Genomic DNA, 19,655 nt, shown 5'->3' with positions numbered 1-19,655 from the left:
GTCAGACTCTACACTGAATACGCTTCTTGATAAATCTATATACGGAGGTAGGAAATGAAGCAGTATTGTGTAAAGCCTATAGGCTGGATAAGGGTAACCGAAACAGGTATGAGTATTGAACTTGAAAAAGCATACCGGCCTGCTCTTGAGGCGATTGACGGATTCAGTCATTTGAATGTCATCTGGTGGTTCAGTGATTTTGATACGGAAGAAGCCAGATCAGTACTGACAGTTCCCCGCCCGTACCGGAAGGCGCCGGAGCAAATGGGTATTCTGGCAACACGTTCACCGGTCAGGCCAAACCCGATAGCCCTGTCGACAGTCCAGGTTTGCGGCCTGGATCACAGTACGGGGACCATAGAAATTGCGTGGATAGATGCGCATGACGGCTCTCCTGTTATTGATATTAAACCCTATACGCCCAGTATGGACAGGGTTGAATCTCCGGGGGTCCCGGATTGGTGCGCCCACTGGCCCGGAAACATAGAAACATCGGGTGAATTTGACTGGTCGGACGAATTCGAGTTCTAGTATCTGCTCAGGTAAAGTGTCCAGGGCCGGCCTGTTTCCGGCCCTGAACGGCGGAAATTCCGGAAGGGTTGGTTCCGGCAGTTTTAGGTGTTCGGAACGGTCCGCTTTGAGGCCGGTCCCGAACAGGCGGGATAAAATAGATTTTCACAGAAAGGATGAATCAGACAATGCAGACTCTGTACCGACCGGTCGGTATATTTTTGTCCTGTGAACCCGTATACCAACCGGGAATCCCTGAAACGAACAGATAATTTGCATTTACTGTCCATTATAATGGACAATATCAAGATAAAGTAATAAAATTTTTTGTCGAAAACCACTAAAGAAATCCATAATTTGCCGGTAGGCCCGGCAAATCACTTAAAACAGAGCAAAATTTGATATATTGAGTTTAAAACTGTCCATTATAATAGACAATACGAAGCAGAATTTTAGTAATATACGTTCTGTGCATAAACCAGCATATAATCGTCCATAAGAAATGAATACGATATCGTATATATCTATACAGAACGGTCGGTATAATGGTTTTCAGCACTATCAGAATATCAGAACCCGGCGATACTTTTTCCCATACAAATTGTTATCAAATATGATCATATCTTCTTATTAGGGATATTTACCCTAAAAACAAGCCGAAATAACTGAACCCTCTAGTTATTTTGCCGATTATAAAAGCGGGGGATTTTATGACTGAAAAAATGTTACGAAAATCTGTTTTGTTATTAACAATTATTATTGCAGTATATGCGGTATCATCATGTACAACAACACCGGCTCCGGAAAAAACTGATTCCAGCCTTATCGACCTTATTTCCAGCGGAAGATCAGCCGAGGCAAAAAGAAGGCTGACCGGGTCCGAATCCGTCGATCAGAAAAACGCCCAGGGACAAAGCCTGTTGCACATAGCGGCGCTGAGAAATGACGCTGAAATGGTTCAGTTTCTTTTAAGTATGAATGCATCGAAAGAAACAATGGATAATGAAGGTGACACGCCCCTTGCGGCCGCGGTTGACGCAGGATGTCTTGACGCTGCCAGAGTTCTGGCTATGGCCGGATCCAATGTTTTTTCCGTAAACCTGCATGGTGTGGCTGTTTACAGAATGGCCCTTGACAGGGGAACTGATACATTTAATTCCATTATTACACAAAATACCGTGAACCAGAGAGACAGTAACGGCAAGACCCTCCTTCATTATGCGGTGGCTGATCTTAACGAAGACGCAGTGACACTTATTCTGCGGTCTGACGGAAATGTTTCGGCGGCCGATTCCACGGGGATGACGCCCCTTGCGGTTGCATACACAGACCCCTTTAATGACGCAAGCGCCCGTATAGCCGCGGCGCTTCTGATCGCCGGAGCGGAACCTCTGCTGGGTGAATTTGCATATTTTGAAACAGCTGTCCTCAAGAGAAACCCCGGTATGCGCTTTGAGGAGGGAAAAACACCCCTTCACATTGCCTCCGCAAACGGCCACACGGGTTTTGTGAACTATCTGATTGAGAGAAGGGTACAGGTAAACGTAAAGGACGTTTCCAGCGCGACGCCCCTGCATGAAGCAGTCCGGAATGGCCATATCCAGTGTACCTTCATTCTCCTGAAGGCTGGGGCAGACCCCAATCAGCAGGACTCAGCCGGAAATACCCCGCTCCATCTGGTTATGCCTGCCGGCTCCCGGTCTGAAATATTTTCAGCCCTTCTGAATGCCGGGGCCGATCCCAATAAAAAAGACAGTTACGGAGAAACCCCGCTCCATATAGCGGCCCGTCTCGGAATGAGTGAAAACATTATCCGTACCTTGATTTCCCATGGCGCGGATACAAATGAAAGAAACAAAAAGGGAGTAACCCCTCTTTCCCTCGCCATAGAACGGAATCAGATTGCGCAGGCGAATCTGTTTGTCAGACTGGGGGCAGATATTCACGCCGAAGACATTGATGAAAATACGGCCCTGATTAAGGCCCTTAAAAGCGGTCTGGTAATGACACAGGCCGTAATAATTGATTCAAACGTACAGTCACGGGATTCACGCGGAAGGACCCCTCTTCATATTGCAATTATAAATCAGAGTGAACCGGATATTATAAACTATCTTATAGAAAAGAAAGCTGATGTGAATGCCAGGGACAAAAACGGCGATACACCCCTTCATATAGCGGTAAGAAATAACACAAGGGATACCGGAGAAATCCTGCTCGCCTATGGGGCCGATGTATTCAATCCCAATGTCGCAGGTGAATCAGCCCTGAGGGCCGCGCTTTCCCGCATGGGAGGCAGGCAGGACTGGGTTCTCAATTCAAATGTTATAAAATCATCCGACGGAGCGGGAAATACTCCGCTCCATTTGGCCGCCGAATGGCAGCTTAACAGCGTGGTTTCCCTTATTGTGGAAAAAGGAGGCGATTTAAACGCCAGAAATTCAAACGGCGAGACTCCTCTTTTCAATGCGGTAAAGGCAGATTCAAGCGCCACTGTCAGAACTCTTCTGTCGCAGAATACTGCGGAACGGGCGGCAGATATAAACGCAAGGGATTTTCTCGGAAATACGGCGCTCCATGCCTGTATCAACTGGTCCGCGGAAAACGCGGCGAATATGCTGCTTTCATATGACGCGAGAACAAACGGACGCCGCCTTATAAATGCCCGAAACCTTGCGGGGAAAACAACCCTTCACGAAGCAGCAAGAACAGAAAATATCACCTTCCTTCAAATGCTCCTTGCAAACGGCGCCGACATAAATGCGGTTGATGAAACAGGAAAAACTCCGCTGACTGACGCCATTCAGGGAAACAGGCCCGATTCGGTACGGCTTCTTCTTGAAAAAGGAGCTTCTCCGGTCATGCAGGATATGTACGGACGGAACGCCTTCCATGAAGCCGTAGAATATTCCGCGCCGGAAATCATTTCCCTGATCCGAAAGGCCGGAGGAAACCCCATGGCCCGCGATTCATACGGAAGAACTCCTCTTTCCCTGGCCTTCCGCAAAAACAGGGAAACTGTTATGGCTGTAATCGGCACAAACACGAACCTGGTCGATTCCGACGGAAACACTCCTCTTCATATCGCGGTAATGGAACACAGCAGCACGGAAATACTTCAGTCACTTATAGACGCAAAAATTCCGGTCAATAACCGGAACAGGACAGGGACAACGGCCCTTCTGCTCGCAGTAAAAAACAATGATGAGACCGCGGCCCGGATTCTGCTTGCGTCGGGAGCGGACCCCTTTGCTTCGGATAACTCAGGTGAAAATGTGGTAAGTCTTGTACTTACCAAAATACCGGCTTTTATTCCCCTTCTGGCTGAATATGCGGCGGGGAAAACAGATACAATTGGCGACGGACTGCTTCACTATGCAGCCCGGCTGGGAACCGCGGACAGCGTAAAAGAACTCCTGAATATGCCCAGAATTGACCGCAGGGCGCGGAATATTGCGGGAGAAACCCCTTATGATATTGCTGTCCGCTGGCAGCGGCCTCAGATCGCTCAATTGCTGGAATAGCCGGCAGGTACAATCAAACAGAGATGGCCCGGGTTTTGCACCCGGGCCTTTTTATATTCGGGCAAGGTATATCGAATACGGGGGTAATCCTCTGAAAATAAAACCCGGATATCCCGGGAAACTATGTTTTTGACAGCCGTATCATCTGCCGGAAAGCCGAATTTTCCTTTTTAAGCTCTCTCGAACCCCTGGTTATTTTACACAGACTCAAACCCAGCTTTCGCGCAATCTCCCGCTGGGTAACGCCGTCTTCCAGTTCCCTCACCAGGGCCCAGCGCAAAGCCATTTCCTTCAGTTCTGTCGGAGTAAACAGTTCTTCCAGGAATTCCCCGATCAGCTCGGGATCAGAGGCCTTGCTGAGCGCATAGCTTAATTCTTTGAAGGAATCATTTATAATGATATCCATTTCTTCTTTTCGAGTATCTTCTTCCATAATATAATAAAATACCCCTCCGCAGAGCAGGCAGGCCTTCGGTCTGGAGTATTTTGCTCTCCCGTGGAATTGGTCTCGGGTATAAAACCCTCACCTCTAATAAAAATTATACTTGATAGTCATCAAAAAAACTACTATATTTTTACTAATGTGTGAGACAACCAGTGCATTTGACGAAAAATACCGGCAGATTTTTGAAGAAGAAACCAGAGGTCTGCACCGACGGAAAAATCATGATCCCGAATGTACTATTGAAGATATTGAAGGCATTTTGCGCAGTCTGTACATAATCGATGGAAATGATGTAGAAGGACGAGGCCAGCTTCAGGATACCGCCGTCTCGGCGACCATAGCGGCCTACGAACACTTTCTGGCGGAATGGAAAAAGGAATTAACCGTATGAGAAAAGTTTTTTACCTGGCGTTGACTGTATTCACAGTAATACTTGTTTCGGGCTGTTCAATCAAAAAACTGGCGTTTAATTCCATAGCCGATATGCTCGCGCCCTCTTCGGAGAAGGCAGCCGGAATAAATGAGGAATCAAATCCCATGATAGCCCTTACCGGCGAAAACGACCCCCAGCTTGTCAGGGATTTTTTCCCGACCGCGCTCAAATTATATGAAATCATGCATTTGCAGAACCCCGGACATGAGGGACTGGCCATAATGACCGGCCAGCTGTATATCATGTATGCGAATGTGTTTGTCCAGCAGCCGGCTTCCCGGCTCCCCTATGACAAATTTGATGAGCAGGATGCGGCCTATCTCAGGGCCCAGAATTTCTATGTCAGGGGAAAGGACTATGTCCTGGTCGGCCTGAATCACCGGTACCCGGCGTTTACCGAGGCCGTCTTCGGAAAGAATGAAACGAATGCGCAAAAAATGCTCGCAAAATGTAACAAAAATGATGTTGCGGCATTATATTGGGCAGGAAGCGGCACGCTGGCGGCATTTTCCCTTAATCCTGTTGAACCGATATATCTGGAAAACGTGCCGGGAGGGCTTGCCATGCTGGAACGGGCAGTGGAACTTGATCCTGCCTTTAATAACGGCGCGATATGGGAAGTCCTGACAGCATTTTACGCAGCAGCCCCAGAATCGCTTGGCGGCGGTTTTGAAAAAGCCGAAGACGCCTACCGGAACGCATTGGAGTACTCCAGGGGGTTAAGTCCCTCAACCTATCTGGCCTATGTACAGAATTTCTGCATCCCCACTCAGGACAGCGCCGGATTTGATGAATATATTGACAAGGCTCTGGCTATTGATCCGGACCTGCAGCCTGAAAACAGACTAGCCATTATCCTTTCCCAGGAGCAGGCGTACTGGATGAAACAAAATAAAGAATATTTTATTCTTGAGTAAGGAAACCATTATGAATATGAAAAAGATTGTCAGCATCACTTTTTTCTGCAGCGTCCTGTTTTTTTCTGTTTCGGCACAGGCTAAGGTCCATTTGAAAATCGCGTCGGTGGCGCCGAGCAGGTCGCCCTGGGATATTGAACAGAGGGCGCTCGCTCAGGAATGGGCAAAAATTACCAACGGCGAAGTACAGATAACCTTTTATGACGCGAACTCCCTCGGAGGAGAAAAAAGCGTTATACAGAAATTCCGTTCCGCCCGTCCCGGTCAAAAGGCACCTCTGGACGGGGCTATTCTGACCACCATAGGATTATATGAAGTAGTGCCTTCAGCCTCGATCTATACTTTTTCAATTCCCTTTCTTATCCAGAACCAGAAAGAACTGAATGCTGTTCTGGATACAGTGGGTCCCGAGCTTGAAAAAGAATATGAAAAAAACGGCTTTCAGATGATAGCCTGGACAAATGTCGGATGGCTTTCCTTTTATACAAAGGACAAATTTTCAGATCTGAGCGAGCTGAAAAAGATAAAAATTGCATCTGCGGGAATTGACAGCCCCATTCTCGGCGACGCCTTCAGGACAGCGGGCTTTACAATTGAAGACATGCAGTCGGCAAAGGTTTTACAGTCGCTGAAAAGTAACGGCGGAGTCCGGGGTTTTTTCGGGGTTCATATGTATGCATATGTAACCGGCTTCTCAAAGGCAATCAGTTACGCGCTGGACACAAAATTGTGTCCGGTTATGGCCGGCTTCGTTATTTCAAATGAATCGTGGGCGCAGGTGCCTGATAAATATAAACCGGCCATGCTGGAAGCCGTGGATAAAATGAGAAAGCGCCTTGATGTTTCGCTTGATGACGCAGACAACTATTACATTGAAAAAATGGAAGCCGACGGCGTAACCATGATTCAGCCGACGGCGGCGGAATTAAAACAGTGGGAAGCTGAATTTGATAAAGATGTGGAAAACATTTCAAAAACAATTCCGGGAGCAGTCAGTGTTCCGCTTTACCATAAGATACAGGAAACCGTAAAAGGACTCCGGAACTAATTTATGCTGCGCAAACTTGCAGAAGCTACCGGGGTAATTCTTCTTATTTTATTGGCACTTTTCCCCTTTGTGTTTAAAATGCTGTCGTTAAACGACAGCATTACACTGCGTTCTTCCGACATGGTTATTGTTCACCTGGTTTTTATATTCGCCAATATAGCGGGTATTCTTACCTGGGCGGAAAACAAACATATCAGTCTGGATGTGATTAACAGGATACTTCCCGATAAAATGCGGCGTTTTACGGAACCGGTAATATCGGGGCTGACGACCGCAATTCTGACAGCCCTCTTTTTTACTGCCTTCTCCGAACTGTTTATGGCTTTTCAGCCCGGTGACAGACTATGGGGGATACCCTACCCTGTCATTTTCCTGTCGCTTCCGCTCATGTATTTTGCCATGCTGTTTATGGCGGTAAAACGCCGGCCGAAAAAAATCGCGTCAATACTTGGTATTATTTTCGGCATACTCATTTCGACCGGACCTCTTTCGGGAATTTTATATTACCTGCATCTGCCCAGTCCGGAATTCTTACAGACGATATTCAATGCCTGGATTTCTGCAACGGATATTCTGGTCTGGCCTCTGGTCATTATTCTTATTATCGGCGCGCTGTTTGGTATGCCTATTTTTCTTGTCTTCTCCGGAATAGCATACGTTGCGTTCAGTAAAAACGGCGGGTATGTGGAAGTTATTGCGCTTGAATCATATAACATGCTGATAGACAAAAACATTGCAACCATTCCCCTTTTTACGCTGGCGGGATATTTGCTGGCGGAAGGAAGCGCGGGAAAACGGCTGCTGGAAGTCGTTAAAAGCAGTGTGGGCTGGATAAAGGGTGGACCGGTAATTGCCACAGTTATTGTAGCGACATTTTTCACTACCTTTACCGGGGCTTCGGGAGTAACAATTCTTGCACTAGGCTCCCTTCTCACGATTATATTAACCGGCAGCGGTTATAAGCAGGAAAAGGCGGAATCTCTGGTAACCGCCTCGGGTTCCATTGGGCTGCTTTTTCCTCCCAGCCTTGCGATAATTATTTACGGTTCGACCAATATTTATTCCGTTGAAATGTTTGATTTATTCAAGGGAGGTATTATTCCGGGAATTCTGCTGGCCCTTTCGATGATCATTATCGGGATAGTTCAGGGAAAATCTACTGTCGAGAGGACCAGATTTTCCGGCAGGCAGCTCTGGGATTCCCTGAAAGGCGGGTTTGCCGAGCTGCTGATGCCTATCGGCATTGTTATTCTGTATTTCTCCGGGATATTTTCTCTTATTGAAACTGCCGCGTTCGCGGCTCTGTACGCGTTTATTCTTGAAGTTGTAATCAGGAAGGATCTCACGCTTAAGGCATCTCTTCAGGTTATATTAAAAAGCATACCGGTCGCGGGAGGGGTGCTGATAATTATCGGCGCGGCCAAGGGCCTTGCCTACTTTATGATTGACGCCGGAATCCCCTATATGCTTACAGAATTTGTTATTTCTTTTGTTCACTCAAAGTATCTGTTTCTTTTCCTGCTTAACATTCTTCTTCTGGTGGTCGGCTGCATCATGGACCTTTACTCGGCCATTCTTGTAGTGTCGCCTCTGATAATACCTATTGCGGAATCTTTCGGAATTAATTCCGTTCATTTGGGAATAATTTTTCTGTCAAACCTTGCCCTGGGATTTTTGACACCCCCGGTTGGACTGAACCTTTTTATCGCAAGTTATACCTTTGACAAACCGGTTATGAAAATTGCAAAAAATATCCTGCCCTATCTTCTCGTACAGTTTGTAATTCTCATGCTAATTACGTATGTTCCCTGGTTCAGTACAGCTCTGCTTTAAAAACAGGCCGCAGGCATTTTCATATACAATATCCGCGAGCCTTTCTATTGTTATACCGAGAATATCGGCGGCGCAGGCATATGTATATCTGATTAACAGAGGCGTATTCGGTTTACCCCGGAAGGGGTTCGGCGTGAGATATGGAGCATCGGTTTCGAGGAGAAGCCTGTCGCGGGGAACAAACCTGAGCAGGGAAGAAACCCGGCCTTTGTCAGCTTCTTTTTTTGGCCAGGTAATATTCCCTGGAAAAGAAATATACCAGCCCCGATCAAGGAAGGCCCTCGCCTCGGCAACCCCATAACTGAAACAGTGTATTACCCCGCAGTCATAGCCTGCGTTTTTATTATTTCATATGTCGGCTCAAAGGCGTCCCGGGAATGGATAATCACTGGGATATCATATTTACGAGCCAAATCAAGCTGGCGTCCGAAAAGATCTTCCTCTCCTTTTATATCGGTTGTCCCGGGACCGTCATCGTCCGGAGAAGTTCCGCCGCTATTCCGCAGGGCGGCGATTCTTTCAGCTGCCGGAGGACCGTTCCAGTAACGGTCAAGTCCGCATTCACCGAGAACCGCAGCCTTCTGTTTTCCGGTCAGAATCTTTATATCCTCTTCAAGAAGAAAAAGTGAATTGTCACGGTCCGCAATTATATCCGCGGCAGGCCAGAGTCCGCAGGAAAAATGCAGAAACCCGGGAATTTCCCCCGCTTCATTAATAACGGTTTCGATCCGCGGCTGCAGATCTCCCGGCTTTGTTCCTATGTCCTGAACAAAACGGAAAGATTCCTTTTTCATTTCCGATATGTGCGGAGAAATATTTTCGCCCCTGTCTTTTATATAGGTAAGATGGCAGTGCGTGTCACTGAACATTGTTGACCTCCGTGAAATAATCGGATAATATACTATCATAATTGCCGGAGTGGTGGAATTGGTAGACACCAGGGACTTAAAATCCCTTGCTGAGTGATCGGCGTGACAGTTCAAGTCTGTTCTCCGGCAATAGCTCTTAAGTTTCACCTGAAATACATCAGGTATATCAAATATAGTTCAGGGCTTTTCAAAAGGTTTATTCCACGGAACTGAGGAGAAATAAATGCCTGTAAAAATAAAGCTCAGCACGGTAATTTTCTGGACTCTTATTATAGCATTTCTTGTCGGCGGATTTATTTACTGGTCAAAGGGCGGTTATGAAGCCAGAGTCCAGAGAAGTATGGAAAATCTTTTGGACCTTCCCCATGACGATACCCCGGTAAGCCCGCCTGTTGATACGGAAATTTTTCCGGAAAACGAACAGGTGGTCCCGGAAGGTGAAGAATTTTATCAGGAACCTTTTTAAGAAATATACAAAAAACGGTACTGCCTGCAGTATAGCAGAACAGTACCGTTTTTTGTATGCAGGGCGCTCAGACCCGGCAAATAGATTTTCCTGTTTTCAGTTAACGCTAACGCGCAGAACCTTTCCCGACATTTTAAAAGTCTTGACCTGTGAACCGTTCAGCGCTATTGAATAACTTGAACCGGACACGAGCTGAAGTTCACTTATCAGAATGGAGTTATACGCCCGCGCTGCGGTATAGTTTACAAGGGTTGTTCCGCCCGCATTTTTAAGTTCAAGAACATCGCCCGCGTTTACCGCGGTATTAAATGTAACAAGTACGCTCGGCTGTTCCGAATTCTTTGCCGGAATAATAACGTTTCCTTCCGGACCGGGAGCGGCAAGTGTACCGCCGTTAATAACCAGGCCCGCAACTGAAAGCGGCTCATCCGCCGGATCAACAGGAGCGTGGACAGACACCTTTCCCCCGGCGATTTGCAGAACGCCCGGAGAATAAAAGGATTCCTGGACGGCATTGACTGAAACATCTCCGCCGGAAATAACGGTAAAGCTCGTAGTGTTTTCGGGGTCCGCCACGTTTGCCCCCGTATTATATATTCCGTATCCGGATGAAATTATGTTTGCGTCACCGTCATTCATGACAATTTTCTTTGCCCTGAATCCGCCCGTTGATTTGGTAATGGTAATATCCGCGCCGTCTATCAGCAGGAGGTCTTCCGCGCGGACAGCGGCATTGGCTGAAGACAAATTCATCGTGCCGCCGGAGAGAACCATTGATCCCTTGGAACGGAGCGCATCTTCATAGGCATTAATATTGAAAGTCCCGCCTTCAATGAGCATGTCCATATCGCTTTTTATTGCCTTTCTGCTGTCATCGTCGGCATGGACAGCATTGCTGCCGCCGCCTGTGGTAATATCAAAAACGCCGCCCGCAATGCGCACCGAGCGGAACGCATCTATGCCGTCATTTACCGCGGTTATGGTTACGGAAGAATTATCAATATAAACATATCCGAGGCCGTCGTCGTCACTGTCGGATTTCATGCCGTCGGCATCCGATGTGAGGGTAACATCCGCGTCCTTTATTATAATCGAATCATTTCCCTTCAGGGCGTTATTGGGAGAAGATGCTATAACGGTCGCGTTGAGTATTACAAGGTTGTCCTTACAGGATATACCGTTATTAAAGTTACCGTTAACATACAGGGTTCCCGTACCATTTATGGTAAGCGCCTTTTTTGCAAAGAGGGTTCCGTTCGGTTCATCATTTTTGCTGTTATAAAATACGGTATAGACGCTTCCGTCGGTTAAATAATTGGTGGTTCCGGGGGCAAGAGTTACTACCTTTTTCTTGCTCCCGAAAATGGCGAGGGGAGCGCTGTTTGAGCAGGTTATATTAGCGCCGTTAAGTATCAGATAAACATTGTCGCCAACATCATTAACATGAACCTGTCCGTCGGTCAGGGTCCCGCTCAGCATATAGGTTCCCGGATCTGAAATAGTAATCAGGTCGCCTGCGACTGTTGCCCCGGTTCCGGTTATCACCGTAGCGCCGTCCGCCAGAGCTATATCGGTGTATGTTGTCCATGTTTCCGTTGTATCGACTCCGGAAAGGGAAACTTTCAGGGCCGTTATGGTATCAAGAATATCGGCCGCGTCGGGAACCTGGGAAACCGAGGGAACGGTATCACCTCCCTTATTATTCACAGGATTCTCTCCGGAATCACCGCCGGTATTGCAGGACGCCAGAAAAACAATACCCAAAGCACATAGCAGCATTTGAATGAACCTGTTTGTTTTCATAAAACTTACTCCTTCCATCATACATTTTCCGCTGTTCATACAGGATACAGTATAGCACATAAAGCGTAAAAAACGTGTAAATTCAGGTAAAAACCGGTGTTTTCTCATGACATATCCTCTCCTGCTATACCAGGCCCCTTGAATATTGCCGGGCCGCGGGTGTATATTATAATCAGGTTGAAAGGGAGTAGTTGAAACGCACAAGTCAACATACTGGCGGAAGGCCTGGCTGTGCGGCTTACGGAAGAGCAAAAGACAATCTTCCGGGTAACGAGACTTTTAACAAAGCGGATAATCCGTTTTGTTAAAAGTCTTTTTTATTACCCCTTAATGCCGGGATAAAATAATCCAAAGGAGGATTCCAATGCTGGAATTAAAGAATATTTCATTTACGGTCACTGTTTCAGGTGAGAAAAAAAATATTCTGGAAAATATTAATCTGCTTCTTCCCGACAGTATGTTTGCGGTTATTACGGGACCGAATGGGAGCGGCAAGTCGACTCTGGCAAAAATCATAGCCGGGATTGAATCACCTACAGAAGGAAGTATTCTGTTCAATGGAAAAGACATAACCAAGATGAGTATAGCGGAACGCGCAAAGGAAGGTATCGGTTTTGCGTTCCAGCAGCCGGTACGATTCAAGGGAATCACTATCAAGGATTTAATTGAACTCGCGGCCGGGAAAAAACTAAATACTGAAGAGGCATGCGCCTATCTGTCAGAAGTCGGCTTATGCGCGGCGGAATACGTAACCCGTGAAATGGATTCAAGCCTTTCCGGCGGAGAACTTAAGCGAATAGAGATAGCCATGCTCCTCGCGCGGAATGTACAGCTTTCCATATTTGATGAACCGGAGGCCGGGATTGATTTATGGAGCTTTCAGAACCTGACAGGTGTTTTTGAAAAAATGAAACAAAAAAAGGGGACTGTAATTATTATTTCCCATCAGGAGAGAATTCTCAATATAGCGGATACAATCATTGTGGTGACATCAGGAAAAATAACCGCGCAGGGACAGAAAAACGATATACTCCCGGCGCTGCTGAAGGATATTGATACCTGTAAATTTTTCAAATGAGATGATGTATTCCTGTCTTCATCAGGAATGACGGGAATTCCAATTCTAAGTACCGTCAGGCAAGGAAGTATAATAAACCTGCCTGACAGGCAATGCTGATTCAACCTTGATGGCTTAAATCAGTATTGTACCAAGTCTACGGAGTATATATGAATGACATACAGAAAAAAATATTGCAAAAGATTTCCGGTATAATGAATATACCGAAGGGCGCCTATAACATCAGAATAAACGGAAGCAGTATAGGTTCAGGCAGTACGGAAGATATTTCAATCGTGCCGAAAGAAAATAATGCGGGCATGGATATTTATATAAAACCGGGAACAAAACACGAACATGTACATATTCCCGTTATTATCAGCCAGGGCGGGATCGGTGAAACCGTGTACAATGATTTTCATATCGGTGAAAATGCGGATGTTACGATAATAGCCGGATGCGGAATCCATAATAATGAAAAAGCTGCCTCCCGGCATGATGGCATCCATACTTTCCATATTGCGGAAAATGCGCGGGTTGTATACAGGGAAAAACATTATGGTGAGGGAAGCGGCCAGCGCATACTCAATCCCGTAACAAATGTATATATGGAACCCGGAAGCTATATGGAAATGGATACCGTCCAGATAGAAGGCGTTGATTCAACAAAAAGAATAACAAGGGCCGAGCTTAAGGACGGAGCAAAACTTGTTATAAAAGAAAAACTGATGACCCATGAACGCCAGACTGCGGAAACTGAATTTCTGATTAATCTGGACGGAAAGGAATCAGCCACAACAGTCAGTTCACGCTCCGTTGCAAAAGGGGATTCCAGGCAGATTTTTCTCTCAAAGATAAACGGGAACGCCTCCTGTATGGGGCATTCCGAATGTGATGCAATAATCATGGATAATGCAGGCGTACAGGCCATTCCCGAAATAACCGCGAACCACAGCGAGGCGTCCCTGATCCATGAAGCCGCTATCGGAAAGATTGCGGGAGAACAGATTATCAAACTTATGACATTAGGCCTGGATGAGGAAGAGTCCATCGAACAGATTATAAACGGATTTTTAAAATAAAATACTCCGCCGCAGAGCAGTCAGCTCGAAGAGCTGCAGACCTTCGGCCTGGGGTATTCGCAGGCCGCGGAAGCGGCCATTACATACCTTACAGACCCAGCCGCAGGCTGATTAAACCCTCGCCTTGAATAAGGATTATTTTTTCTTTTGCCTGAACAGGGCAATAGATTTATAGCCCTGTTCAAGAATATCTACCATTTCCGCAAACCGTTTTTTTCTGGTCGCGTCTGTCCGGGCGCTGTAAATGTACCGCGCCCAATCCTTTTGGTATCCGGGCGCGAGGTTTTCATACAAAGCCAGAACGCCGGTATTGCCCCTCAGTTTTTCCGCGATCCCGGGGACCTTACCGGCGTAATCAGCGGACCGCTGGCTTGGTCTTTGCTTTATGGTCACACTCCGGTCCGTATATTTTAAACCTACTATGGTAAATACATTATCAAGGCTGACCATGATATTAAACTTATATAAAGTATTTTCAAAATAGCCGTCATCATCGACTGAGAGATTTTCCATAATATTGTCCCGCTCAATATAATCGGAATAGACCCCATTACCTTTCTTGGGATATGCGAAACAGATACGTCCGTTTTTTTTCAGCAATAGTATTCCCGACGACCATTTGATTTTTTCCGCCATTTCTGTTACTGAAAAAACAAAGGCAAGCACAAAATCATAGGGCAGGTTCGCAGGAGTTACATCATAACTGACTCCGTTAAAGGCCTGTACAAAATCAGGTTTTTCAAGAATCAGAATATTTCCGCCGTCCGGAATTCTCAGTTTGGCTAGAAGCTTTTCATCCATATTCTTTTCGCTTAACATCTCTTAAATGCAGGAACACATCCGGCATGTTATTGATTTCTTTTCGCTTTCATAAAACTAAAAGAACCCGGTTTAACGTCCAAAGATAATTCAAGCATATTCTGGATTGCCAAAAGACGGCGTATGTTCTTTTTCCCTGAACAGGGAAAAAGAACTTCATCCAGAAGAAAATTTGAAGCAAGCATCGATATCTCCGCGACTTCCGCCGGATAGTCAGTGTGAAAAATATTCTCGGCTATTCCCTGTTTTATAATCAGGGTAAGGAGCGGTGAAAGAAGTTCACAGGAACGCTGATGAATTTTATACAAAATGAGTTCATCCATCGGTCCGATAACTTTAAATAGTTTATACCCGTTTGATACTGAATATTTGTACAATAGAAAAAACATCTTTTCCAGCTTTCTGATCGCATTGGTTTTTTCCTGTAAAATAGGATTTACCAGCTCAATGCTTTCATCTGAAACTTTTTTCAGAATCACATCAAACAATTCCTCTTTACTTTTAAAATAGTAGTAAAAAGTACCTTTTGCGATACCGCAAGCTTTTACAATAATATCAACAGAAGTCTGCGCGTATCCCTGTTCCGCGAACAGCTGAAGGGCAGTCTGTATAATATTACTTTTTGTTTTATCACCTTGTTTTTCTTCAGTCATATATTTATACCCCTTCAATAAATGACTGTCCATTATGTCAAATCCAGTATCCTCCGAAAACACTTCTTTTGTCAAGATTTTTTTCACTGCACGGAAACGCCGGAAGAAATAGCGGGAAAAACTGCGCGCCTATAATGGGCATACGAAACAGGAAATATTCCGGTTATAATAATTTAACACCGTGTACTTTTTGTTTTCCGTACCACTCCGTGGTACAGTATAAAACTATCGAAACGTGTATAACAACGATACAACGGATAAAGATGAATGACTGTGTCACATGACCTCTGAGTATTCATGAGGCTGTAATTCCCTGACTGTTTTTCTTCAGCGCGTCCGGCGGTCAAGCCTGTTCAAGGTTCGGATCACGGTAGTTACCATTCCAGTGCATATCCTTTGTCGTAATATACTCATCCTTGCCAAATTCTTTTTCCGTATGCGTACCTGATGTTATATTGCCGCACTGCCTGCAGCTATATGTGTCATTATAGGTAGCTTCAAAAATATCGTACTCATAAACCTTGTATGTTGTCGATTTCAGAGTGCTTTTTTCTTTGGCCCCGGTACTTCTTGATATAGTGTCTATATACACATTCTTTATGGGAACATACTTTTTCTTTCTGTCGGTTTTAACCCTGTTTATTTTAACCGAACTGGTTGTCTTGAGAATATCCACACCGGCCCAGCCGCACTCATCACAGTAGCACCGGGCGTCCGTAAAAGTCTCAATATTGTACGCTGTTGTTTCATCTCTTCTTCTGAAGAACGTAATAAAAGGAACTATAATGCCGAGAAACAGTATTCCGGAAAGAATCGCGTTAAACAGATTAGAGGTAAAACCGGAAATCTCATGACTGCTTCTGAATGTTTTATGCAGAAAATCAATGACCATTGCCACCGGATTTCCGGGTCTGTACAATCCTGTTAAAGTATCCAGAACAGGCCCTCTGAACAAAACAAGCGAAATATAGTAGACCACTATCAGCATAATGGAGGTGAACAAAAAAGAGGTTTTCGCTTTGCGTTCATAAGCCTTGTTATCTCTTGCATCCTGCATGCTCTTTTCATACTGGGGGTCCGATTCAAGCAGTTTATAAAACTGTGATTTATCAAAGTTGACATCCATCGGTGTATAGAATCTTGATGGAATTTTTACATTGATTACGGTGGGAATTATATATTTTCGGAACAATCCCAAAAAAAGAAGCAGCAGGGATATAAAACACAGAAACTGGAAATGTACGGGATTAAGGAGTATTTTTTCCGCAAGCAGCCTGTCTGCCTCGTCTGTTGAAATTGTACCGGCCTGTTTCAGCAGCTCAAAAAAAGAGGCAGCGCGGGAGCAAATGATATTATCATATATACCGCTTCAGCTATAAGAAGGCATAAGGCCGCCCTGAAAATAAACTTATTATACTTTAGTGAAAAACTCTGGTCCCTGCTCATTGAAGATACTCCTGTGTATGGTTAGATACTGATAAAACCTTTTTCAAATTATACACCTTATACATGAAAAAACAATGTCTTTTCAAAAAAACATATCTATTCATGCTGTGGAAGTATATTCGGACAGCCGGAAAAGAAAACAAGCGGAAAAAGGAGTCACAATATAAAACTGATATTATAGGCCTTCATTCAGGACTGCACAAAGACTTCATCAGACCAGTCCGGAAACTTGACGGGATCGTCTGTTTCTGTCCCGGACTGGTTCCTGTTTATCCCGGAACCGGAACTCAAAAGACAAGTCTGTTTCCGGTCATTTTAAAGAAACTGACCGCCGGTCAGTCGATTGGACCGGCAAGCCCCGATTTATGAATTCTTTCCCTGGATTTGTTTTTCCATAGCCATGCCTACATACTGAATGGGATCTTTTACAATTGAATAGGGAGGGGAATAGGCAAGGTCAAGATGAAACAGGTCTTCGACGCGGGCCCTGTAAGTAATGGCTGTAGCCAGCACATCGATACGTTTATCCACCCCTGCCCTTCCGGTAATCTGGGCGCCGAGAACAAGGCCGGATTTTTTATCCGCGATAATTTTTACCACCATATTTTCGCCGCCCAGATAGGGAGCGTGATCGGGATAGGTATCGCGTTTGCTGATACAGTCATAACCGTGGTCAGCAGCCTCACGTTCATTCAGTCCGGTAAACGCAACAGTAATGCCGAACACACGGACAATTGCGGTACCCAGTACCCCCCGGTGTTTGAGACCGCCGCCTGTCACAGCATCCCCTGCTATCCGTCCTGTTTTATTGGCCGTTGTTCCGAGGGGACGGTAAACAGCCTTGCCCGTGATAACCGAAAAACTCTCCGCTACATCACCGGCAGCATAAATATCCGGAACAGTTGTTCTCATATACGCGTCAACTTTTACGGCACCAGTCACACCTGTCTTAATGCCGGTGCCTACGGTCAGTTCCGTATTCGGACGAACTCCCGCGGCGAGAAGGACCATGTCTGCTTCCAGTTTTTCTCCCCCGGCCGTTTCCAGAATATGTATATTATTGCCCGGGCCCCGCTGAAATCCGGTCACTTCAGTCGCGAGTTTCAGATGAACGCCATGCTGTTCAAGCTCATACTGCACGGGCAGGATCATATCTTCATCCATCTGATATAATATATGAGGGTGCCACTGTACCAGAGTGACATCAATATCCAGTTTTCTCAGCTGCTCCGCCATTTCGAGTCCTATCAGTCCGCCCCGATTATAACGGCGCGTTCCGGTTTTGACTCCGTTATGAAAGTCCGTATTTTTACCGCGTCCCTGATCGTTCTGACCGTAAATATGTTTCCGGCGTCAAGCGCCGTTGCGAACGGAGCGGGAATGACCGGCAGGGCTCCGGTTGAAAAAATGAGTTTATCATACGAAACCGTACTGCTTTCACCGGTCTTAAGATTAAGAACCTCAACCGTTTTTTTATCGGGATGTATTGCGGTCACACGGTGAAAAATACGGACATCAATATTATATTTGTCCTTAAACCATGCGGGACCCCGGGGAGTCAGGGATTCGGCTTTGGGGATTTCTCCCCCACATAATACGGTATGCCGCAGGCTGAATATGAAATATCCCCATCCTGTTCGAAAAGAATAATTTCAGCGGACTTGTCATTCCGCCTTATCTTTGTCGCGGCAGTCGTGCCGCCCGCGACTGCGCCGATAATTACTACTTTCATTTCAGCCTCCCTGTCCTGCGGTTATTCTCAGGCAATCTGTTTCAGCCGGTTACCGGAATTTAAAACGGAGCTTCATCAGGATTCATGCCGTCTCCGCCATGGTTCGGCATATTAGTCAGTATGTCCATTTCGGCGGGCGACAGCGTAAAATCAAAAATATCGGCATTTTCCTTAATCCGGGAAGCGGTAACCGATTTCGGGAGAGGAAGAAATCCCATCTGCAGACTCCAGCGGAGACATATCCGGGCGGGAGATTTTGAATATTTTTCCGCTATTGGAACAAGTTCAGGAGCGTCAAGCAGCTTCCCAGTCCCCAGAGGACTGTACGCTTCAATAAGAATATTTTTCTCCCGGCAGTAACTTACTGTTTCCTTCTGGGTATACCCGGGAAACAGTCGGATCTGGTTGACCATCGGCATAATCCTCGCCGTCTTCAGCAATGATTCAAGATGATGCGGAAGATAGTTGCTCACACCGATAGCCTTTACCTTTCCCGCCTGGTATAATTCTTCCATTGCCTGCCAGGTTTCGGCATTTGTCCGCTCGAAGCTGCCGCGGAATTTTATCGGATTGGGCCAGTGAATCAGATACAGATCGATAATATCGACGCCGAGCCTTTCCAGTGAAACGTCACAGGCTTTTAACGCGGCTTCATATCCATGCTCATCATTCCATAATTTTGTTGTGATAAAGATATCATCCCGGGATACCGTACCGGCGCGGACAGCCTTCCCCACACTTTCCTCATTTCCGTAAACCGCGGCGGTATCAATATGCCGGTAACCGCATTCAATTGCGCTTTTGACCGCGTTAACAGCGACCTCTCCGTCCGGGGTCTGCCAGGTGCCAAAACCGACACAGGGTATTTTAAGCCCGTTGTTCAATTCATATGTATCGGATAGTTTTTTGACCATACTATCCCTCCTTTTGTATTTATTGATAATTAATTACGATACTAGTACTAAAGTACGCAAGTTTTTGTGAAAAAGCCACTTCTGGGGGAGTTTTTTTACAGACA

The 19,655-nt window shown here is 45.9% G+C and carries 18 protein-coding genes, 1 tRNA gene and 1 pseudogene; 10 read left to right on the top strand and 10 right to left on the bottom strand.

Annotated elements, in window-relative coordinates:
* Positions 1-54 precede the first annotated feature (54 nt).
* Together K7I13_RS13925 and K7I13_RS13920 are read left to right on the top strand one after the other, a co-directional pair.
* Positions 55-531: an SAM-dependent methyltransferase gene (locus K7I13_RS13925; protein WP_255946624.1), complete on the top strand. Its 477-nt coding sequence runs from the start codon at positions 55-57 to the stop codon at positions 529-531.
* Positions 532-1,220: 689 nt separating this feature from the next.
* Positions 1,221-4,034: an ankyrin repeat domain-containing protein gene (locus tag K7I13_RS13920; RefSeq protein ID WP_255946622.1), complete on the top strand. Its 2,814-nt coding sequence runs from the start codon at positions 1,221-1,223 to the stop codon at positions 4,032-4,034.
* Positions 4,035-4,155: 121 nt separating this feature from the next.
* Here K7I13_RS13920 and K7I13_RS13915 read toward each other — a convergent pair whose 3' ends face one another.
* A complete protein-coding gene (locus K7I13_RS13915) occupies positions 4,156-4,467 on the bottom strand; it encodes a Trp family transcriptional regulator (RefSeq protein ID WP_255946620.1) in 312 nt (103 codons plus the stop codon).
* Between the two features lie 148 nt (positions 4,468-4,615).
* Here K7I13_RS13915 and K7I13_RS13910 point away from each other — a divergent pair, with 148 nt between their 5' ends.
* From K7I13_RS13910 to K7I13_RS13895, 4 genes are read left to right on the top strand one after another with little or no spacing between them, the layout of a single operon-like run.
* Entirely contained in the window at positions 4,616-4,870 is a 255-nt protein-coding gene (locus tag K7I13_RS13910) for a hypothetical protein (protein ID WP_255946618.1), read from the top strand.
* Positions 4,867-5,829, top strand: coding sequence for a TRAP transporter TatT component family protein (locus K7I13_RS13905; RefSeq protein WP_255946617.1), 963 nt, complete (start codon positions 4,867-4,869; stop codon positions 5,827-5,829). The genes K7I13_RS13910 and K7I13_RS13905 overlap by 4 nt, the downstream gene beginning before the upstream one ends.
* A 10-nt stretch (positions 5,830-5,839) precedes the next feature.
* Positions 5,840-6,877: a TRAP transporter substrate-binding protein DctP gene (dctP, locus tag K7I13_RS13900; RefSeq protein ID WP_255946615.1), complete on the top strand. Its 1,038-nt coding sequence runs from the start codon at positions 5,840-5,842 to the stop codon at positions 6,875-6,877.
* 6 nt (positions 6,878-6,883) lie between these two features.
* Entirely contained in the window at positions 6,884-8,710 is a 1,827-nt protein-coding gene (locus K7I13_RS13895; RefSeq protein ID WP_439647491.1) for a TRAP transporter large permease subunit, read from the top strand.
* On the opposite strand, the pseudogene K7I13_RS13890 reads toward K7I13_RS13895, so the two are convergent.
* A pseudogene (locus K7I13_RS13890) lies at positions 8,669-9,579 on the bottom strand (TatD family hydrolase). The gene K7I13_RS13895 and the pseudogene K7I13_RS13890 sit on opposite strands and share 42 nt — an antisense overlap.
* Before the next feature lie 43 nt (positions 9,580-9,622).
* Here K7I13_RS13890 and K7I13_RS13885 point away from each other — a divergent pair.
* Both K7I13_RS13885 and K7I13_RS13880 read left to right on the top strand, forming a co-directional pair.
* A tRNA-Leu gene (locus tag K7I13_RS13885) sits at positions 9,623-9,708 on the top strand.
* 94 nt (positions 9,709-9,802) lie between these two features.
* The gene (locus tag K7I13_RS13880; protein WP_255946613.1) at positions 9,803-10,045 is read left to right on the top strand and encodes a hypothetical protein; all 243 of its coding nucleotides are present in this window, start codon (positions 9,803-9,805) and stop codon (positions 10,043-10,045) included.
* 96 nt (positions 10,046-10,141) lie between these two features.
* Here the strand turns inward: K7I13_RS13880 and K7I13_RS13875 are convergent, their stop codons facing one another.
* Positions 10,142-11,848 carry a carbohydrate-binding domain-containing protein gene (locus K7I13_RS13875; protein ID WP_255946612.1) on the bottom strand — a complete coding sequence of 569 codons (1,707 nt, stop codon included), beginning with the start codon at positions 11,846-11,848 and terminating at the stop codon, positions 10,142-10,144.
* A gap of 364 nt (positions 11,849-12,212) precedes the next feature.
* Here K7I13_RS13875 and K7I13_RS13870 point away from each other — a divergent pair, with 364 nt between their 5' ends.
* Entirely contained in the window at positions 12,213-12,926 is a 714-nt protein-coding gene (locus tag K7I13_RS13870) for an ABC transporter ATP-binding protein (protein ID WP_255946611.1), read from the top strand.
* A 149-nt stretch (positions 12,927-13,075) separates the two neighbouring features.
* A complete protein-coding gene (locus tag K7I13_RS13865) occupies positions 13,076-13,987 on the top strand; it encodes a SufB/SufD family protein (protein ID WP_255946610.1) in 912 nt (303 codons plus the stop codon).
* Between the two features lie 135 nt (positions 13,988-14,122).
* On the opposite strand, the gene K7I13_RS13860 is transcribed toward K7I13_RS13865, so the two are convergent.
* The 7 genes from K7I13_RS13860 to K7I13_RS13830 all read right to left on the bottom strand — a co-directional run bounded on the left by K7I13_RS13860 (position 14,123) and on the right by K7I13_RS13830 (position 19,551).
* Positions 14,123-14,788, bottom strand: coding sequence for a YdeI/OmpD-associated family protein (locus K7I13_RS13860; RefSeq protein ID WP_255946609.1), 666 nt, complete (start codon positions 14,786-14,788; stop codon positions 14,123-14,125).
* Between the two features lie 47 nt (positions 14,789-14,835).
* Positions 14,836-15,459, bottom strand: coding sequence for a TetR/AcrR family transcriptional regulator (locus K7I13_RS13855; protein WP_255946608.1), 624 nt, complete (start codon positions 15,457-15,459; stop codon positions 14,836-14,838).
* A gap of 343 nt (positions 15,460-15,802) precedes the next feature.
* Positions 15,803-16,585, bottom strand: coding sequence for a hypothetical protein (locus K7I13_RS13850; RefSeq protein WP_255946607.1), 783 nt, complete (start codon positions 16,583-16,585; stop codon positions 15,803-15,805).
* A 683-nt stretch (positions 16,586-17,268) separates the two neighbouring features.
* Positions 17,269-18,141 (bottom strand): FAD-dependent oxidoreductase, encoded by an 873-nt coding sequence (locus K7I13_RS13845; protein ID WP_255946606.1) that lies wholly within the window; start codon positions 18,139-18,141, stop codon positions 17,269-17,271.
* Positions 18,142-18,152: 11 nt separating this feature from the next.
* Complete coding sequence (locus K7I13_RS13840) at positions 18,153-18,401, bottom strand: FAD-dependent oxidoreductase (protein WP_369413682.1); 249 nt, start codon at positions 18,399-18,401, stop codon at positions 18,153-18,155.
* 62 nt (positions 18,402-18,463) lie between these two features.
* Positions 18,464-18,637, bottom strand: a complete 174-nt coding sequence (locus K7I13_RS13835; protein WP_255946605.1) for an FAD-dependent oxidoreductase — start codon at positions 18,635-18,637, stop codon at positions 18,464-18,466.
* A 59-nt stretch (positions 18,638-18,696) separates the two neighbouring features.
* Positions 18,697-19,551, bottom strand: coding sequence for an aldo/keto reductase (locus K7I13_RS13830; protein ID WP_255946604.1), 855 nt, complete (start codon positions 19,549-19,551; stop codon positions 18,697-18,699).
* Positions 19,552-19,655 lie beyond the last annotated feature (104 nt).

The organism is Brucepastera parasyntrophica, assembly GCF_022376835.1.
Lineage (GTDB): Bacteria > Spirochaetota > Spirochaetia > Treponematales > Treponemataceae > Brucepastera > Brucepastera parasyntrophica.
The sequence above is the reverse complement of the archived record's forward strand: the minus strand, read 5'-3'. Positions and strand labels throughout refer to the sequence as shown.

Excerpts from the sequence above, each read along its gene's own strand:
- K7I13_RS13925 (WP_255946624.1), top strand. The coding sequence starts at position 55 with ATGAAGCAGTATTGTGTAAAGCCTATAGGCTGGATAAGGGTAACCGAA.
- K7I13_RS13920 (WP_255946622.1), top strand. The coding sequence starts at position 1,221 with ATGACTGAAAAAATGTTACGAAAATCTGTTTTGTTATTAACAATTATT.
- K7I13_RS13915 (WP_255946620.1), bottom strand. The coding sequence starts at position 4,467 with ATGGAAGAAGATACTCGAAAAGAAGAAATGGATATCATTATAAATGAT.
- K7I13_RS13910 (WP_255946618.1), top strand. The coding sequence starts at position 4,616 with ATGTGTGAGACAACCAGTGCATTTGACGAAAAATACCGGCAGATTTTT.
- K7I13_RS13905 (WP_255946617.1), top strand. The coding sequence starts at position 4,867 with ATGAGAAAAGTTTTTTACCTGGCGTTGACTGTATTCACAGTAATACTT.
- dctP (WP_255946615.1), top strand. The coding sequence starts at position 5,840 with ATGAATATGAAAAAGATTGTCAGCATCACTTTTTTCTGCAGCGTCCTG.
- K7I13_RS13880 (WP_255946613.1), top strand. The coding sequence starts at position 9,803 with ATGCCTGTAAAAATAAAGCTCAGCACGGTAATTTTCTGGACTCTTATT.
- K7I13_RS13875 (WP_255946612.1), bottom strand. The coding sequence starts at position 11,848 with ATGAAAACAAACAGGTTCATTCAAATGCTGCTATGTGCTTTGGGTATT.
- K7I13_RS13870 (WP_255946611.1), top strand. The coding sequence starts at position 12,213 with ATGCTGGAATTAAAGAATATTTCATTTACGGTCACTGTTTCAGGTGAG.
- K7I13_RS13865 (WP_255946610.1), top strand. The coding sequence starts at position 13,076 with ATGAATGACATACAGAAAAAAATATTGCAAAAGATTTCCGGTATAATG.
- K7I13_RS13860 (WP_255946609.1), bottom strand. The coding sequence starts at position 14,788 with ATGGATGAAAAGCTTCTAGCCAAACTGAGAATTCCGGACGGCGGAAAT.
- K7I13_RS13855 (WP_255946608.1), bottom strand. The coding sequence starts at position 15,459 with ATGACTGAAGAAAAACAAGGTGATAAAACAAAAAGTAATATTATACAG.
- K7I13_RS13850 (WP_255946607.1), bottom strand. The coding sequence starts at position 16,585 with ATGGATGTCAACTTTGATAAATCACAGTTTTATAAACTGCTTGAATCG.
- K7I13_RS13845 (WP_255946606.1), bottom strand. The coding sequence starts at position 18,141 with ATGGCGGAGCAGCTGAGAAAACTGGATATTGATGTCACTCTGGTACAG.
- K7I13_RS13835 (WP_255946605.1), bottom strand. The coding sequence starts at position 18,637 with ATGAAAGTAGTAATTATCGGCGCAGTCGCGGGCGGCACGACTGCCGCG.
- K7I13_RS13830 (WP_255946604.1), bottom strand. The coding sequence starts at position 19,551 with ATGGTCAAAAAACTATCCGATACATATGAATTGAACAACGGGCTTAAA.